The organism is Kocuria sp. UBA1838 (assembly GCF_002338785.1).
Classification (GTDB): Bacteria; Actinomycetota; Actinomycetes; order Actinomycetales; family Micrococcaceae; genus Kocuria; species Kocuria marina.
The window spans coordinates 14,422-30,713 of the sequence record NZ_DDIY01000010.1; the positions used below are offsets into that span (position 1 = coordinate 14,422).

The 16,292-nt window shown below is 70.5% G+C and carries 15 protein-coding genes; 1 reads left to right on the forward strand and 14 read right to left on the reverse strand.

The features are described 5' to 3' along the window. The 13 genes from lepB (B3I25_RS05100) to ftsY form a co-directional block, all read right to left on the reverse strand. On the reverse strand, positions 1–441 hold a 441-nt coding region (gene lepB / locus B3I25_RS05100; protein WP_286738095.1), incomplete at its 3' end, for a signal peptidase I. Between the two features lie 132 nt (positions 442–573). Then, positions 574–1,263, reverse strand: a complete 690-nt coding sequence (gene lepB / locus B3I25_RS05105) for a signal peptidase I (protein WP_286738097.1) — start codon at positions 1,261–1,263, stop codon at positions 574–576. Positions 1,264–1,273: 10 nt separating this feature from the next. Next, a complete protein-coding gene (rplS, locus tag B3I25_RS05110; protein WP_064846126.1) occupies positions 1,274–1,636 on the reverse strand; it encodes a 50S ribosomal protein L19 in 363 nt (120 codons plus the stop codon). A 177-nt stretch (positions 1,637–1,813) separates the two neighbouring features. Next, positions 1,814–2,764, reverse strand: a complete 951-nt coding sequence (trmD, locus tag B3I25_RS05115) for a tRNA (guanosine(37)-N1)-methyltransferase TrmD (protein WP_206478602.1) — start codon at positions 2,762–2,764, stop codon at positions 1,814–1,816. A gap of 3 nt (positions 2,765–2,767) precedes the next feature. Then, on the reverse strand, positions 2,768–3,343 hold the full coding sequence (gene rimM / locus B3I25_RS05120) for a ribosome maturation factor RimM (protein ID WP_206478603.1): 576 nt from the start codon (positions 3,341–3,343) through the stop codon (positions 2,768–2,770). A gap of 115 nt (positions 3,344–3,458) precedes the next feature. Continuing rightward, positions 3,459–3,701, reverse strand: a complete 243-nt coding sequence (locus B3I25_RS05125) for an RNA-binding protein (protein ID WP_035964545.1) — start codon at positions 3,699–3,701, stop codon at positions 3,459–3,461. A gap of 2 nt (positions 3,702–3,703) precedes the next feature. Continuing rightward, on the reverse strand, positions 3,704–4,132 hold the full coding sequence (gene rpsP / locus B3I25_RS05130; RefSeq protein WP_064846130.1) for a 30S ribosomal protein S16: 429 nt from the start codon (positions 4,130–4,132) through the stop codon (positions 3,704–3,706). 177 nt (positions 4,133–4,309) lie between these two features. Then, positions 4,310–5,296: a hypothetical protein gene (locus B3I25_RS05135; RefSeq protein ID WP_286738100.1), complete on the reverse strand. Its 987-nt coding sequence runs from the start codon at positions 5,294–5,296 to the stop codon at positions 4,310–4,312. Then, complete coding sequence (locus tag B3I25_RS05140) at positions 5,293–5,787, reverse strand: NUDIX domain-containing protein (protein ID WP_131332723.1); 495 nt, start codon at positions 5,785–5,787, stop codon at positions 5,293–5,295. Before B3I25_RS05140 ends, B3I25_RS05135 begins: the two co-directional genes overlap by 4 nt. Positions 5,788–5,793: 6 nt before the next feature. Further along, entirely contained in the window at positions 5,794–7,365 is a 1,572-nt protein-coding gene (gene ffh / locus B3I25_RS05145) for a signal recognition particle protein (protein ID WP_286738104.1), read from the reverse strand. 113 nt (positions 7,366–7,478) lie between these two features. Further along, complete coding sequence (locus B3I25_RS05150; protein ID WP_035964556.1) at positions 7,479–7,817, reverse strand: P-II family nitrogen regulator; 339 nt, start codon at positions 7,815–7,817, stop codon at positions 7,479–7,481. After that, positions 7,814–9,133 (reverse strand): ammonium transporter, encoded by a 1,320-nt coding sequence (locus B3I25_RS05155; protein WP_239321680.1) that lies wholly within the window; start codon positions 9,131–9,133, stop codon positions 7,814–7,816. Before B3I25_RS05155 ends, B3I25_RS05150 begins: the two co-directional genes overlap by 4 nt. A gap of 274 nt (positions 9,134–9,407) precedes the next feature. Continuing rightward, positions 9,408–10,514, reverse strand: coding sequence for a signal recognition particle-docking protein FtsY (gene ftsY, locus B3I25_RS05160; protein ID WP_206069197.1), 1,107 nt, complete (start codon positions 10,512–10,514; stop codon positions 9,408–9,410). A gap of 25 nt (positions 10,515–10,539) precedes the next feature. On the opposite strand from ftsY, the gene B3I25_RS05165 reads away from it, so the two are divergent. Further along, positions 10,540–11,907 (forward strand): MFS transporter, encoded by a 1,368-nt coding sequence (locus B3I25_RS05165; protein ID WP_286738110.1) that lies wholly within the window; start codon positions 10,540–10,542, stop codon positions 11,905–11,907. 662 nt (positions 11,908–12,569) lie between these two features. Here B3I25_RS05165 and smc read toward each other — a convergent pair. Beyond that, positions 12,570–16,220 carry a chromosome segregation protein SMC gene (gene smc, locus B3I25_RS05170; protein ID WP_286738111.1) on the reverse strand — a complete coding sequence of 1,217 codons (3,651 nt, stop codon included), beginning with the start codon at positions 16,218–16,220 and terminating at the stop codon, positions 12,570–12,572. Positions 16,221–16,292: the final 72 nt, after the last annotated feature.

A 16,292-nucleotide genomic window follows, 5' to 3' on the forward strand; every position in this document is an offset into this window, starting at 1 on the left:
CAGGCCCACGAACTCGAGCGCGCCGCGCACGGGGTTGGCCGCGGTCCGGGGCGCCTCGGGCAGCCAACCCTGGGTGTCCTCGAAGACCACGATGTCGCCGCGGTCGATGTTGCCCGTGCGGCCGTCCAGCACGTTGACGAAGATCCGGTCGTTGAGTTCCAGGGTCTGTTCCATGGACCCGGAGGGGATGAAGAAGCCGCGGATCAGGAAGGTCTTGACCAGGAACGCGATGAGGAGCGCGAGGGCCACCACGATCAGGATCTCCTTGACCGCGCCCCACCCGGTCGTGGGCTCCTTGGCGTCCCGGCGGCCGCGGCGCCGTGCGCCGGATTCGCTCGCCCGCGCGTCCCGGGGTGCCGCCGCGCCGCCGGGGTCGCGCTGGGGTGCGGGCTCACCCGGTCCGCGAACGCCCTCGACACCTGATCCATGCTGCTCAGCCACTACGCATTCCTCTTCTCGGGTCCCACGGACACGGTTGCGTGTTCGCGCGTGGGAGTTTGCTCGGCGACGTCGCTCGCGCCCGGGATGCCGTCCGCGCGGGGGTGCGCGGGGCGGGGCGGAGCACCGAGACCGTCACTCCCGCAGTGTACGGGCACGCTCCGGGGGCCACACGACACGCTCGGCGGTGCCCACGATGCGTTCGGTGCGGATCAGGCCGCCGCCCGGCGAGCCCAGCAGCGATCGGGAGTCCACGGACACGCTGCGGTGGTCACCCATGAGCCACACCCGTCCTTCGGGCACGTGCACCGTGAACGGGATTCGGGACGGCTCGTCCCCGCGGAAAACGTAGTCCTCGTGTTGTGGCCGGCCGTTGACGGTGACCAGTCCGCCCGCGGTGCAGCAGGACACTGTGTCCCCTGCGACCCCGATGACCCGCTTGACGTACGCGGTGTCTGAACCGGTGACGCCCAGCCAGCGGCCCAGGGTGTGGGCGACCTGCTGGTGCCACGGGTCCGTCGAGTGCAGCGGGTCCAGGGAACCGCGGCCGTCGAAGACCACCAGCTCGCCCCGAGCGACGTCGTTCCCCGAGACGAGTTTGTCCACCAGCACCCGGTCCCCGCCCTGGAGCGTGGGCTCCATGGAATCGGAACCGACCCAGTAGACGTCCGCCACGAAACCGCGCACGACCGAGGCCAGGACGAAGGCCGTGAGCAGGGCGATGGCCACGACCCACAACCACCACCGGCGCGTGGAAACGGGCCGTTTCACGGCGGAGGACCCGGCAGATGCCGGGCCCTCCGCGTGTTCCGTGTGCTGTGGCACCCGGTGAGTCTTACTTGCTCGATGCGCTCGAGTCGCGCTTCTCGCGGATGCGAGCAGCCTTACCGTGACGATCGCGCATGTAGTACAACTTGGCACGGCGCACGTCGCCGCGGCTCACGAGCTCGATCTTCTCGATGATCGGGGAGTGCACCGGGAAGGTACGCTCCACGCCCACACCGAAGCTGACCTTGCGCACGGTGAAGGTCTCGCGCACGCCGGAGCCCTGACGGCCCACGACGAAGCCCTTGAACACCTGAACACGGGAGCGGTTGCCTTCCACGATGTTCACGTGCACGTTGAGGGTGTCACCGGCACGGAAGTCCGGGACGTCGTTGCGCAGCGACTTGGCATCAAGCTGGTCAAGAATGTTCATGACATAACTCCTCGTGATCGCCGCAGGTCTCCCACGTGTGGTCCGCGTGTCACCCCGCGCGGGGTGGCATCGCTCCAGGATCCGGGACGGAACTTGGGATGGCCGTGCCGGGTGGTGCGTCGTTGGTCGCTCTCCCCCCTGCGGCAGGGGCGTGCCCGACGCACACACAGCGCTCTATTATGCCATATCCGGCGTGCCTTCCGCGGCCGCGTGCCCGCCGTCACGGCGCCACGATCCACCCGTCACGTGGAAGCCGGTCTCGGCGAGCACCGCGAGGTCCGCCCTGTCCAGCTGTGCGGGGTCCAGGGCCAGGATCATGTCCGGGCGGCGCTGCGCGGTGCGCGAGAGTTGCTGGTCCCGCCGCCACCGTTCGATCCGCCCGTGGTGACCGGACAGCAGGATCTCGGGCACGGCCCGCTCCCGCCACACCGCGGGTTTCGTGTACACGGGGTACTCGAGCAGCCCGCCCGTGTGGGACTCCTCGGCCAGTGATTCCGGATTGCCGATCACGCCGGGGATCAACCGCGTCACGGCCTCGACCATGGCGAGCACTGCGACCTCTCCCCCGTTGAGCACGTAGTCGCCCAGACTCAGGGGGCGCACCCGCACCTCGGTCCGAGCGTTGTCGATGAAGCGCTCGTCGATCCCCTCGTAGCGCCCGCACGCGAAGATCAGGTGCTCCTCCGCTGCCAGTTCGTACGCGATCCGCTGCGTGAACACCTCCCCCGCCGGGGACGGGACCACGAGCACGGGTGCCGCGGAGTGTTTCCCAACGGTGAAGGACGACGTTGCGGCACCCGGCTCTGTGGTCTGCGCAGGGTTCGTCACGACAGCCGGTACCGCGGTCTCCGGGGCCTCCGGTGCGGTCCGAGCGGACGACGACGCCGCGGCGTCGCCCCCTGCGCGCACCACCGACTCGAGGGCGAGCGTCCATGGCTCGGGCTTCATGACCATGCCCGCGCCCCCGCCGTAGGGGGTGTCGTCCACGGTGCGGTGCCGGTCGGTGGTGAAGTCGCGGGGATCGGTGACCGCGAGGTGGAGGACCCCGTCCGTGACGGCCTTACCGATCAGTGACAGGTTGAGGGGCTGCAGGTACTCGGGGAAGATGCTCAGCACGTCGATGCGCACGGTTTACTCCGCTTCCGCGAGCTCGAGCAGGCCCGGGGGCGGGCTCACCAGCACGACACCCGCGTCCAGGTCCACCTCGGGGACGATTTCTTCCACGAACGGGATGAGCACGGGCCGCCCGCCGCCGTCCGGGGTGATCTCCAACAGGTCCTGGGCGACACCCTGGATCAGCGCCTTGACCGTCCCGATCCGGGCGTCGTCCCGTGTGATGTCCACCGCCGTGAGACCCAGCAGGTCGTCCTGGTGCCATTCGTCGTCGTCGAGCTCGAGGTCCGCGGCCTCCGCGAACAGTTCGAGACCCCGCGCGGCCTCCGCCGCGTTGCGGTCCTCGATCTCCTCGAAACGCGCCACCAGCACGTTCTTGTTCCACCGGGAACCGCTCACGGTCACGTGCTCGAGCTGCGGGGAGCCGGCCCCGGCCGGTGCATTGCCCTCGCCCCTGCCCCGCTCACGGGCGGGCTGCACCTCGAGCACGGAGCCCGGGGCGAACCGCGCCCGCGGGTCGTCCGTGAACAACTCCACCGTGACTTCTCCCCGCACCCCGTGCGGTTTACCGATCCGGGCTACCCGAACGCTCATGGCATCTCCTCGTGGCGACTCGTGCTGTGTGGGGCCCGCACGCTACCGCGCGGGCAACGACCACGGCCCCCGCTCCTCGGTGCGAGGAACGGGGGCCGTGATACGTGTGTTCGCGTCAGCGACGCCGGTCGGTGTCGACCACGTCCACGCGAACGTTCTCGCCGGAAGCCAGTGCCGAGACCACGGTGCGCAGGGCCTTGGCCGTGCGTCCCGATCGCCCGATCACGCGACCCAGATCGTCCGGGTGCACTCGCACCTCGAGCGTCTGACCGCGCCGGCCGTCGCGGGAGCGCACCGACACGTCGTCGGGGCTGTCCACGATGCCACGGACCAGGTGCTCGAGCGCTTCGGCGAGCATGCTCACTCTGCCTTCTCGGCGTCGTCCTCCGTGGCCGCGGTCTCCTCGGCGGGAGCTTCCTCGGCCTTGTCGGCCTTGGCGGTGATGGCCTCGGGGATGATCACGGAACCGTTGTCCGGGGCCACGAACTCGGCCTTGGCCTCGGGCTGCTTGAGGGTGCCCTCGGCGCCCGGCTCACCCTTGAACTTCTGCCAGTCACCGGTGATCTTCATGAGGGACAGCACGGCCTCGGAGGGCTGCGCACCCACACCGAGCCAGTACTGCACGCGATCCGACACCAGGTTGATGTACGAGGGGTGCTCGGTGGGCTGGTACACACCGACCTCTTCGATCACGCGACCGTCGCGCTTCTTGCGGGAATCCACGACGACCACGCGGTAACGAGGGTCACGCATCTTGCCCATACGCTTGAGACGAATCTTGACTGCCACTTGTGTGGTTACTCCTGTTTCGAATGGAATCGGACATCGCACACACCTGGCCGTGGGGCGGGCCGTGAATGGATTTCCTGTGGACGCGACAGCACGCGCGGTGAGAGGGTCCGCACGGGTCGAGTACCCGACCATTGTGCCATACGTGTCAAACCGAGGGCGGTCGGGGCGAACGCGTCAGCGGTTCTTGCGTGCGCGCACCGAGGCCCACAGGGCGGCTTGGAGGGCGGCATCCGTGAACAGCGCCGCCGACGCCGAACCGAGCACGGCGGCACGGCGTCCCCCGCGGGCCGCGAGACCCGCGAGCCCTGCGCCGAGGGCGATCTCCGCTCCCCCGATCGCGAGCAGCAGTCCCGGCCTGCGCACGTAGGCCCGCTGGATCCGGGACAGCACGTCCCCGCCGCTGGGTTCCACGCTCGCGGCGGCCAGCATGGACAGACCCAGGGGCCGGGGCTCGAAGTCCGAGACACCGTCGACCTCGTGCAGTTCGCGCTGGGACTCCACGAGCTTCGCGGCCACGGTGGGTAGGCCGAGCAGCTGCAGGACGGATTCCAGTAGCAGCCCCGAGCTGGGCGTGCGCGCGTAGTTCTCGAGCCGGGCCGTGGCGGCGGCGTCCAGCTCGGTGAGGGACGCGATGAACTCCACCGTGGTCAGCATGCGGGCCTCGGCGGTGCCCGCGGCGGGCGACGACGCGGCGTCGTCCGCGCCCGCGGCGCTGGCGGTATCGGGGGCACCGCTGAAATCCAGAGCGCCGTTCGTGTCCTGCGCCTCACGCGCAGGCTGGGCCGTGGGCACCGGGCTCGCCTGCCCCCGGAGCGCTTCGAGGGCAAGGTCGGTCGCGGACTCCGCGGGTTCCCAGCGCAGCGTGGAATCGTCCGCGATCCGCGCGAACTGGGCACTCCACGACTCACGAGCGTTCAACGAGTTCACGGGTGGGTAGATCCGCAGGCTGCGGCTCTCCCCGTCCGAGGAGATCAGGACGGCCATCGCGTCAGGGTCCGCGGCCGCAGCGAGGGCCCCGGGGTCCAACTCGTCCGGGACCAGCACGACTGACCAGCCGTTGCGCGCGAGCGCCGTGAACCTGGTCCCCAGAGCGGTGGCGATGAACGGCAACTGCGGGGCGTCCGCGTGCACGATCAGCGCGGTGCGCGGCGCGGCACTCATGCGCGCCGACCGCCGTCCATGACGCGTTCGACCACGGTCCCGGAGTGCAAGGCCTCCAGAGCCGCGCGGATGTGCTGCGCCAGGCCGGAGCTCAGCACGGTCTCGAGCTCCTCGGGGGCTACCCAGCGGTACGAGAGCAGTTCCTCCTCCTGCACCGTGATGGGGGTGTCGGAGGGGATTTGCCCGCCGTCGTAGAGGAAGGACACGGAGTCCCCCCACATGCCCATGCCCACGCCGTGGCTCACCGCGAGCAGCCGCCCGCCCTCGAGGTGCAGGCCGACCTCCTCCACCACTTCGCGGAAGCACCCGGTACGGGGATCCTCCCCCGCCTCCACGGTGCCGCCGGGCAGGGTCCAGTCGTCCTTGTAATTGGGTTCGACCGTGAGCACGCGACCGCTCTCGTCCCGGATGATCGCGGCGGACGCGAGCCGCCGGGTGGGCAGCGACGCGATGAAGCTGCGCAGTTCGTCGTCGGGGAGGTATGAACCCATGACCGCCTACTTTCCGAGGAATTTCTCGAAGCCCTTGGGCAGGTTCAGCGACTCGGCGTCCAGGTCCTTGCCCTGGGCACCGAACGCGCTGCCCGGTGCCGCCGGTTTCTGGCCGGAGGCGAGGGCCGCGTTCTCCTGCGCGCGCTTGGCGGGGTTGCCGGAGCGCGAGCTCTTCTTCTTGGACTTGCCCTTCTTGGCAGCACCCCCGCCGGCGCCGCCCATCCCGGGGATGCCGCCGGGCATCCCGGGCACGCCCTTGCCCTGGGCCAGGCGCTTCATCATCTTCTGCGCCTGGGCGAAGCGCTCCATGAGCTGGTTGACCTCGGAGACCGAGACGCCGGAACCCTTCGCGATGCGCGCGCGGCGCGAGCCGTTGATGATCTTGGGGGCCACGCGTTCGTGCGGGGTCATGGAGCGCACGATGGCCTCCACGCGGTCGATCTCCCGCTCGTCGAAGTTCTCGAGCTGCTCGCGCATCCCGGCGGCGCCGGGCATCATGGCGAGCATCTTCTTCATGGACCCCATCTTGCGCAGCTGCTGCATCTGCGCGAGGAAGTCCTCGAAGGTGAAGTCCTCCTGATCGGTGAACTTCTTGGCCATCCGCTCGGCCTGGGTTTTGTCCCACTGTCGCTCGGCCTGCTCAATGAGCGTGAGGACGTCACCCATGTCCAGGATGCGCGAGGCCATCCGGTCCGGGTGGAACTGCTCGAAGTCCCGCACACCCTCGCCCGTGGACGCGAACATGATGGGCTTGCCGGTCACTGCGCGGACGGACAGGGCCGCGCCGCCGCGGGCGTCGCCGTCAAGCTTGGAGAGCACCACGCCGGTGAAATCCACGCCCTCGTCGAACGCCTTGGCGGTGTTCACGGCGTCCTGGCCGATCATTGCGTCGATGACGAACAGGACCTCGTCCGGGTCCACGGCGTCGCGGATGTCGCGCGCCTGGTTCATCAGCGCCTGGTCGATGCCCAGGCGTCCGGCGGTGTCGACGATCACGACGTCGTAGAGCTTGGAGCGGGCGAAGTCGACGCCGTCGCGGGCCACCTTCACGGGATCCCCCGTGGGGTCGTCGAACTCCGAGGTGGCGCCGGGCTCGGGGGCGAACACGGGTACCCCGGCGCGCTGACCCACGACCTGCAGCTGGGTGACGGCATTGGGCCGCTGCAGGTCGGAGGCCACGAGCACGGGCTTGTGGCCCTGGTCCGTGAGCCACTTGCCAAGCTTGCCGGCCAGGGTGGTTTTGCCCGCACCTTGCAGGCCCGCGAGCATGATCACCGTGGGCCCGGTCTTGGCGAGGTTGATCCGCCGGGTCTCGCCGCCGAGGACGTTCTGCAGCTCCTCGTTGACGATCTTCACGACCTGCTGGCCGGGGTTCAGCGCCTCCGAGACCTCCGCGCCGAGCGCGCGCTCCTTGACGATCGCCGTGAACTCCCGGACCACGGGCACGGCCACGTCCGCCTCCAGCAGGGCCCGGCGGATCTCCCGGACGGTGGCATCGACATCGGCCTCCGAGAGCCGGCCCTTGCCGCGCAGGTTCTTGAAGGTCGCTGTGAGCCGGTCGGACAGTGAATTGAACACGGGGTGGTCGCTGCTTTCGTCTGACAACGGATGAATTCAGTGTCCCAGGTTAGCAAGCGAAGCCCCGCCCGGTCGCCCGGACGGGGCCTGTGCCGACGACGTCGCGCGCGACCTCAGAGCGCGACGTCACCCAATTCGCCGGTGCTCACGCGCACGGTGTTCTCCACGGCAGTGACCCACACCTTGCCGTCCCCGGGTTCGCCCGTGCGTGCGGAGGTGACGATGACGTCCACGAGGTCCTGGACCTCGCCGTCCTCCACGACCGTCTCGATGCGCACCTTCTCGAGGAGGTCCACCGTGTACTCGGCACCGCGGTAGACCTCGCGGTGCCCGCGTTGGCGGCCGTAGCCGTGGACGGTCAGCACGGTCATGCCCTGCACGCCGTATCTCTCCAGGGCGTCTTTGACGTCACTGAACTTCTCGGGTCGCACCACTGCGGTGATCAGCTTCACTGGTTGTCTCCTTTGCTGGCGGCGGGCACGGGGGCTTCGGCGGTCCCGGGCAGGGGCCGCGCGGGGGCCTGCCCGGCGAAGTAGCCGGTGGCCTCGTCCTTCAGCGAGTACGCGGACTCCGCGTGCTGAGTGAGGTCCACGCCGATGACCTCGTCCCGGCGGGTGATCCGCAACCCCATGGTGGCCTTCAGGACGAGCCCGATGACCAGCGTGAGGACGCTGGTGTAGAGCGTCACGAAGAGGGTCGCGGCGAGCTGGGTGCCCAGCAGGCCCCAGCCACCACCGTAGAACAGTCCGGCCCGGCCCTCGGAGGGGATCGCCAGGAAGCCCAGCGCCACGGTGCCGACAATGCCGGAAACCAGGTGCACGCCGCACACGTCCAGCGAGTCGTCCAGGTGGATCCGGTACTTCAGGCCCACGGCGATCGCGGAGCACGCACCGGCCACGGCGGAGAGCAGGATCGCGCCGAGCGGGGTCACGTCGGCGCACGCCGGGGTGATGGCCACGAGCCCGGCAACGACGCCCGACGCCGCACCCAGCGACGTCGCGTGCCCGTCCCGGATGCGCTCGGTGAGCAGCCAGGCCAGCATGGCCGCAGCCGGGGCCACGAGCGTGTTGGTCCAGATCAGGGCGGCCTGCTCCACGGTGGTTGCGGCGCCGGCGTTGAAGCCGAACCAGCCGAACCACAGGATGGCCGAGCCGAGCATCACGAGCGGCAGGTTGTGCGGGCGCTGGCCCGAGTCGCGGCCGAAGCCGCGGCGGGCGCCGATGAGTAGGATGAGCACCAGCGCCGCGATACCCGCGTTGATGTGCACGGCGAGCCCGCCGGCGAAGTCGATCGGCTCGCCGAAGATCCGGCCTAGGGCGCCGTCCTCGGAGAACAGCCCGTCACCCCACACCATGTACGCGAGGGGGAAGTAGACCAGGGTGACCCACACGAGCGTGAAGACCACCCACGTGCCGAACCGGGTGCGGTCCGCGATCGCGCCGGAGATCAGGGCCACGGTGATGATCGCGAACGTCACGGAAAAGTCTGAGGACAGCAGGTCCTCGGTGCCCATCAGGCCGTGCAGACCGAAGTGCGCGAACGGATCCGCGGTGAGGCCGCCCAGCACCGGGTCCCCGGCGAGCATGGAACCGCCCCACAGCACCCACACGACGCCCACCACGCCGAGCGCGGCGAAGCTCATCATCATCATGTTCAGCACACCCTTGGCGCGGGTCATGCCTCCGTAGAACAGTGCAAGTCCGGGGGTCATGAAGAACACCAACCCCGCGGCCACCACGGTCCACACGTGTCCGGCGGTCAACTCCACCCGGATCACCTCGTCCCTGTCTCGTGTCGGCACAGCCTTTGCGCCTGGTGCACACAGTCAACGGGGCGGGTGTTACCGCGACAGCGCGGGTTCGTGACGCCGGTGTTTCACGTCACGTCGGCGTGTGACGATCGTGTTAACTCCTTAGGTGCCGGTGTCGATGCCGGTTCCAGTGCAGTGCCAGGGGCCAGTGCAAGTGTCGGTGCCCCGACGTCGACGGCGCCCACTCCCACGAAGGGGGCGGGCGCCGTCGACGTCGCGAGAGGGAGCAAGCTCAGTCGATGATCGCGTCCACGAACTGCTCGGCGTTGAAGGGTGCGAGGTCGTCCGGGCCCTCGCCGAGACCGATCAGCTTGACGGGCACGCCCAGGCCGCGCTGGATGGCGACCACGATCCCTCCCTTGGCGGTGCCGTCCAGCTTGGTGAGCACGATGCCGGTGATGTCCACGGCCTGCGCGAAGACCTTCGCCTGGGTCATGCCGTTCTGCCCGGTGGTCGCGTCGATCACGAGCAGCACCTCGTCCACCTCGGCGGCCTTCTCGATCACGCGCTTGACCTTGCCGAGCTGGTCCATCAGACCGGCCTTGTTCTGCAGCCGGCCAGCGGTGTCCACGAGGACCACGTCCGCCTCTTGGTCGATGCCGGCCTTGACGGCATCGAACGCCACCGAGGCGGGGTCCGCGCCCTCCTGTTCGGAGCGCACCGTGGGCACGCCCACGCGGGCTCCCCAGGTCTCGAGCTGGTCAGCGGCGGCCGCGCGGAACGTGTCCGCCGCGCCGAGCAGGACGTCCTTGTCCTCGGCCACGAGCACGCGCGCGAGCTTGCCGACCGTGGTGGTCTTGCCCACGCCGTTGACACCCACCACCAGGACCACCGCGGGCTTGCCCGGGGCGGACTCGGTGCGCAGGGAACGGTCCAGGGTGGGGTCCACGAGCGCGAGCATTTCTTCACGCAACAGGGACTTCAACTGCGCGGGGTCCTTGGTGCCCTCGACCCGCACGCGCTTCTTGAGGTTCTCCACGAGCTCGAGGGACGCGTCCGTGCCGAGGTCCGCCATGAGCAGCGTGTCCTCGATCTCGTCCCACGTGTCCTGATCGATGCGTTCGCGGGACAGCAAGACCAGCAGACCCTTGCCGAGCATGGTGTTGGACTTGGCCAGCCGTCCGCGCAACCGGGTCAGGCGCCCGCGGGCGGACTCCGGGCGTTCGAGGGTGCTGACCGGTCTGTCCTCGACGAGGGTGTCGCCCTCGGTCTCCGGGACGTCGTCCAGGTCCCGGGTGTCCGTGTAACCTCCCCGCGGTGCCTTGGGTCGGCGCAGCAGCAGGATGCCGAACACCACGAGCAGCACCACCACCACCGCGGCGACAATGAGTATCCACATCAGGTCAGTCGTGATCACCCTCCTAATGTCCCATAAACTGCAGGGCGTGTCCCGCCCCGATCCCCGCGACCCCGCCGAGCATCCCGTCCCCGCCTCCCCCGACGACGCGCGCGCTGCTGCGGCGACGTCGGACGCCGCCGCAGCAGCGTCCACTGCATCGGACGACGCCGCCGGAGAACCCGCGCCGCGCGGCAGGGTCCCCGAGCCCATCAAGGTCCTGATCGCTGCGGCCTTCGTGATCGCCCTGGGCTACGGGATCGTGGCGCCCGTGCTGCCGCAGTTCGCGGCCAGTTTCGGCGTGGGCGTGGCCGCGGCCTCCGCCGTGATCAGCGCGTTCGCCCTGTGCCGGCTCGTCTTCGCCCCCGCGAGCGGTGCGGTGGTCAACAAGTTGGGTGAGCGGCCCACGTACCTGATCGGGTTGATCGTGGTGGCCCTGTCCTCGGCCGCGACCGCGTTCGCGCAGACCTATGGGCAATTGCTGATCTTCCGCGGTCTCGGGGGCATCGGGTCCACGATGTTCACGGTGTCCGCGATGGGCCTGATCGTGAGGTTGGCCCCGCCCACCATGCGCGGGCGGGTCTCCGGGTACTACGCGACCGCGTTCCTGCTGGGCGGCATCCTGGGGCCCGTGCTCGGCGGACTGCTCGCGGGTCTCGGGATGCACGCCCCGTTCCTGATCTACGCCGGCGCTCTGCTGGTCGCCGTGCTCGTGGTGTACCTGCGGCTGAAGGACGAGACGATCGGCGCCAGACGCACCGGCCGGGCCCAGCCGCCCATGCGCGTCCGCGAAGCGCTCGACGCCGGAGCGTACCGTGCCGCGCTCGTGTCCAGCTTCTCCACGGGCTGGACGGCCATGGGCGTACGCGTGGCCCTGGTCCCTCTCCTGGCCGTCCAGGTGGTCGGTGAGGGTCCGGCCGTCGCCGGGCTCGCGCTGGCACTGTTCGCCGTGGGCAACGCTGCGGCCTTGACCGTCACGGGGCGGCTCACCGACCGCGTGGGGCGCAAACCGCTCGTGCTCACGGGCCTGCTCGTGTGCGGCCTCGCGACCATTGGGGTGGGGCTGAGCACGTCCGTGGTGGCGTTCGCCGTACTGTCCCTGCTCTCCGGGGTGGGCTCCGGAACCCTCAACCCGGGGCAGCAAGCCGCGGTAGCGGATGTCATCGGCCCGGATCGATCGGGCGGCAGGGTACTGTCCCGGTATCAGATGTGCGCGGACGCGGGCCAGATCGCCGGCCCCGTGCTCGCGGGCGCGCTCGCGGACGCCGCCGGTTTCGGCTGGGCCTTTGGGATCTCGGGAGCGCTCATGCTCCTCGCCGCCGTCGCGTGGCTGCCGGTCAGGGACACCCTGCCCCCGGAGTCACGCACCCAGGGCCCCGCCCCCCGACGGAAGTGAGCCCCCGTGGCCGCAACCGAACGACGTCGTCCCCGTTCCACGGCGGTACTCTTCATGGTCGTTTTCGTGACGATGTTCGTCGCGAACGCGATCCTCACGGAGCTACGGGACCGCGGGATCATCACCACGCCGGTGCTCGTGCTCGCCATGGTGTTCCTCCTGGGCGGGTTCGCAGTGTACTGGCGGTTCTGCTGGGTCCCCAGAGCGTCGAGCTCGGAACCGGACCGTCCCAGGATCACCGTGGCCGAGACGTGGCACAGCCCGTATCCGCCCCGGGAGGCTGCGGCTCGGATGCGCGATGCGTTCACCGACCCCGCCGCACGGGTGACCGCGGATGACACCTCCGTGCACGTGCGGACCGGTTCCGACATGACCTACCGGATCCGTGGCGCCGGTTCCGCGAAGGGCTGGGACGCACTGCCTCTCGCGAAGGCTGGCGGGCCCTGCCCCTGGCAGCCACCTTCCAGACAGAGGCCCGGAACGGAGGCTCCCGGATCCGTGGCGAGGTCCGGGACGACTTCGGGTGGGACTCCGGCCCACCCGAGCAATTCATCGAGGACGAGGTGCGCACCCGCGGGGCCGCGCTGTTGCGCCGCGCCCGCGCGGCGACAAGCTGAGCCGTCCCACCCTCGGCGGGCGAGCGGCGTCGTCGGCGGAAGACCTCAGCGCAACTGTGAGAGCTGCTGGCCCACGACGAGGCTCACGCCGTCGCCGCGCATCGAGACCCCGTAGAGCGCGTCCGCGATCTCCATGGTGCGTTTCTGGTGCGTCACGATGATCAGCTGCGAGCTCTCCTTGAGCTGCTCGAAGATGGTGAGCAACCGACCCAGGTTCCGGTCGTCCAGCGCGGCCTCAACCTCGTCCATGACGTAGAACGGGGACGGCCGGGCCTTGAAGATGGCCACGAGCAACGCGAGTGCCGTCAGGGAGCGCTCGCCGCCGGAGAGCAGGGAGAGTCTCTTGATCTTCTTCCCGGCGGGCCGGGCCTCGACCTCGACCCCCGAGTTGAGCATGTCGTCCGGGTCGGTCAGGCGCAACCGCCCCTCCCCGCCCGGGAACAGGGTTGCGAACACCGAGACGAACCGTTCTGCGGTGTCCCGGTAGGCCTGCGCGAAGACCTCTTCGACGTGCTGGTCCACCTGCCGGATGATGTTGCGCAGATCCGTGCGGGAATTCTTGACGTCCTCGAGTTGGGTGACCAAGAACTTGTGGCGTTCCTCGAGCGCGGCGAACTCCTCGAGCGCGAGCGGGTTGACCTTGCCGAGCGCCTTGAGCTGCTTCTGCGCGCGCTGCAACCGGGTCTCCTGCTCCTCGCGTCGGAACGGGGTTCCGGCATCGGTCATCCGGGGCGGAGCCAGCTGCACGGGCGCGCCGTCCTCCTCGGCGCGCTGGGCCGCCTCGAGCGCTGCGTCCGCGTCCAGGACGGGCAGGTGGGGGCCGTAGTAGTCCACGAGGAAGTCGGGGGTCATCCCCAATTCCTCGAGGGCCGTGGTCTCGAGCCCCTCGAGCCGGGCCCGGCGCTGCGCGAGGTCCAGTTCCGCACGATGCAGCTGTTCGGTAAGTTCGCCGATCCGCCGGGCGAGCTCGTCACGTTCGGAGCGCAATCGCTGCGCGACCTCGTCCAGCCCGGCCCTGCTGGTCTCGATGGCGTCTCGCTGGGCGGCCGCCCGCGCCGCAGCGTCGTCGGCGCGTTCCCGGAGATAGCGCGCGGCCTCCCCCACGGCCCGCGCCACGACCGCTTGCACGCGGCGACGCTCCGCACGCCGCGCGGCCTCGGCCTGCGCGAGACGTTCGGTACGCGCCGCCCGCGCCTGGGCCTGCGCCCGGGACTCGGCGTGGCGATGTTGTTCCTCGAGCCCGCGCAGCGCGAGCCGCGCCTCGGTCTCGACCTCGCGGGCGGTCCGGGCCTGCTCCTCGGCGCGGTCCTTGGCGGACGCGGCCGCGAGCTGCTCGCGGTCGAGGTCCTCCTCGTCCCCGGTCTCCGCGGCCTCGGCGCGTTCCACGGCCTCGCGCAGCTCCGCATCCCGCTGGGTCAAACGCTGCTGTGCGGTCGCCAGGACACCGCGGCGCCGTTCCAGTTCGGAATCCGCCGACGACGCCGTGGCCTCCGCCCTGCTCGACGCCGCCCCGGCCGCCGCGGCCTCCTGCTGGGCCCGCTGCGCGGCCCGGCCGGTCTCGCGGGCTTCCCGTTCCGCGCCCGCGCGCTGTTCCTCGGCCTCCCGGGCCCGTTCCGCCGCGGTCTCTGCGGCGTCCCGCAAGGTCGCGGTCTTTTCCACCTCGCGGTCGATCAACGCGAGAATCTCGAGGTTGCCGGCCGCTTCCGTGGCTCCGCCCTGGACCCGATGGACGCCGTACACGTCACCGTCGCGGGTGACCACGCGCCACGCGGCGTCGGCCCGCCCGTCCTGCGCCGCGGCGTCGAGGACCGCGAGCGCGGCGGTCGCGTCCGGGACGAGCACCGTGGTGGCGAGTGCGGCCCGCACCGCGGCCACGACGGCCGCGTGGCCCGTGGTGTCGGATTCCTCCGGGGCCGAGGAGAGGACCTCCGTGGCGCGCACGCACCCCTCGGGCAGCGCTGGACCGGTGACTTCGGTGGCCGCGCCGTCCTCCCGCGCGATCACGAGGTGCACGCGACCCGACCCGGCATCGCGCAACCGCGAGAAGACCCGGGCGGCCGAGGTGTGGGACGCCACGGCGAGCGCGTCGGACCACGGGCCCAGCGCGGCCGCCACGGCACGTTCCCACCCCGGGCTCACGCGCACGGCCCGCGGCACCTCCCCCAGCACGGGGACGACGTCCGCCACCGAGGACGAGCCGTCCGGTTGCCGCACGGACTCGCGCAGAGTCTCGAGGCGCACGATGTGGGCGTGCAGCGCGCTCGCGGTCTGCTGTCGGTGGTCGTCCGCCTCCCGCGAGCGGGCGCGAGCGGCGTCGGCCGTTTCCTGGGCTTCGCGGGCCCGTTCCCCGAGGCGCTGCGCCTCGACCGCGGTGGCCTCGGCCGTCTCGCGCAGGGACGCGGTGTCCAGACGGGCACTCTCGGCGCGGGTCACGACGTCGGAGAGCTCCCCGCGAACACGCTCCACGTCCGCTTCTGCGGCCGTGAGCGCCGACCGCGCGGCCGTGACCGCCGCGGCGAGCCGGACCTGCCCCGCGCGTCGGTCCGCGGCACGGCGCACGAGCGCGGCCGATTCCTTTTCCGCGTCCCGCGCGGTCGATTCGGCGGCCTCACGCGCCGCATGCGCACGGTCGAGGTCCTCGCGCGCCCCCACGACCCGTTCGGCCAGCTGTTCAGCCTCGACGAGTGTCCGGGCGGCCTGTTCCTCGAGGGTCTGCGCGTCCCGGTTCGTGGCGGCGGTTTCCTCGGTACTGCCCAGCAGCCGGCGGCGCTCCTCGGCCAGCGCCGCCAGCGCCCGGTAGCGGTCGCGCACCGTGCTCAGTTCGTACCAGCTCGTGCGGGCCGCGTTCAGTTCCGGGGTGGTGCGCGCGGCACGGGTCTCGGTCTCCTGCAGCCGCTGGGCGAGATCCGCGGCCGCGGTCTCGAGTTCGGCCTTGCGTTCGCGCGCCGCGCGGCTCGCGTCCTGATCCGTGTCCATCCCGGCGCGCGCCGCCACGAGATCGTCCGCGAGCAGACGGGCGCGCGCATCACGGACGTCGTACTGGATCCGCTGCGCCTTACGAGCCGTGCGCGCCTGCCGACCCAGGGGCGTGAGCTGACGCTGGATCTCACCGGTGAGGTCCTCGAGCCGGTCCAGGTTCGCCTGCACCGATTCGAGCTTGCGCAGGGTCTTCTCCTTACGGCGGCGGTGCTTGAGGATCCCTGAGGCCTCCTCGATGAACCCACGGCGGTCCTCGGGGGTGGCCTGCAGGATCCGGTCCAGCTGCCCCTGCCCCACGATCACGTGCATCTCCCGACCCAGCCCGGAGTCGGAGAGCAGCTCCTGGATGTCCAGCAACCGGCACGAACGGCCGTTGATCGCGTATTCGGAGCCCCCGGAGCGGAACAGCGTGCGCGAGATGGTGACCTCGGAGTATTCGATCGGCAGGGCGCCGTCGGCGTTGTCGATGGTCAGGGACACGTGTGCGCGGCCCAGGGCGGAGCGACCGGAGGTGCCTGCGAAGATGACGTCCTCCATCTTCCCGCCGCGCAGGGACTTGGCGCCCTGCTCCCCCATGACCCACGCGAGGGCGTCCACCACGTTGGACTTACCCGACCCGTTCGGCCCCACGACCGCGGTGACCCCGGGCTCCATGTGGAACGTGGTGGCGGACGCAAAGGACTTGAAACCACGCACGGTGAGGGTCTTCAGATGCACGCGGGGGTCTCCAATGTCGTTGTCGCTTACGCCGCCCCTCGGCGCGCGCACCGGCGGGTGACAGGCGCGCCG

Coding starts and splice junctions, on each gene's coding strand:
- B3I25_RS05135 (WP_286738100.1), bottom strand. CDS start 5,296: ATGAGTGCCGCGCCGCGCACCGCGCTGATCGTGCACGCGGACGCCCCG.
- B3I25_RS05125 (WP_035964545.1), bottom strand. CDS start 3,701: ATGCTCGCCGAAGCGCTCGAGCACCTGGTCCGTGGCATCGTGGACAGC.
- B3I25_RS05165 (WP_286738110.1), top strand. CDS start 10,540: ATGTCCCATAAACTGCAGGGCGTGTCCCGCCCCGATCCCCGCGACCCC.
- rplS (WP_064846126.1), bottom strand. CDS start 1,636: ATGAACATTCTTGACCAGCTTGATGCCAAGTCGCTGCGCAACGACGTC.
- B3I25_RS05140 (WP_131332723.1), bottom strand. CDS start 5,787: ATGGGTTCATACCTCCCCGACGACGAACTGCGCAGCTTCATCGCGTCG.
- rimM (WP_206478603.1), bottom strand. CDS start 3,343: ATGAGCGTTCGGGTAGCCCGGATCGGTAAACCGCACGGGGTGCGGGGA.
- ftsY (WP_206069197.1), bottom strand. CDS start 10,514: ATGTGGATACTCATTGTCGCCGCGGTGGTGGTGGTGCTGCTCGTGGTG.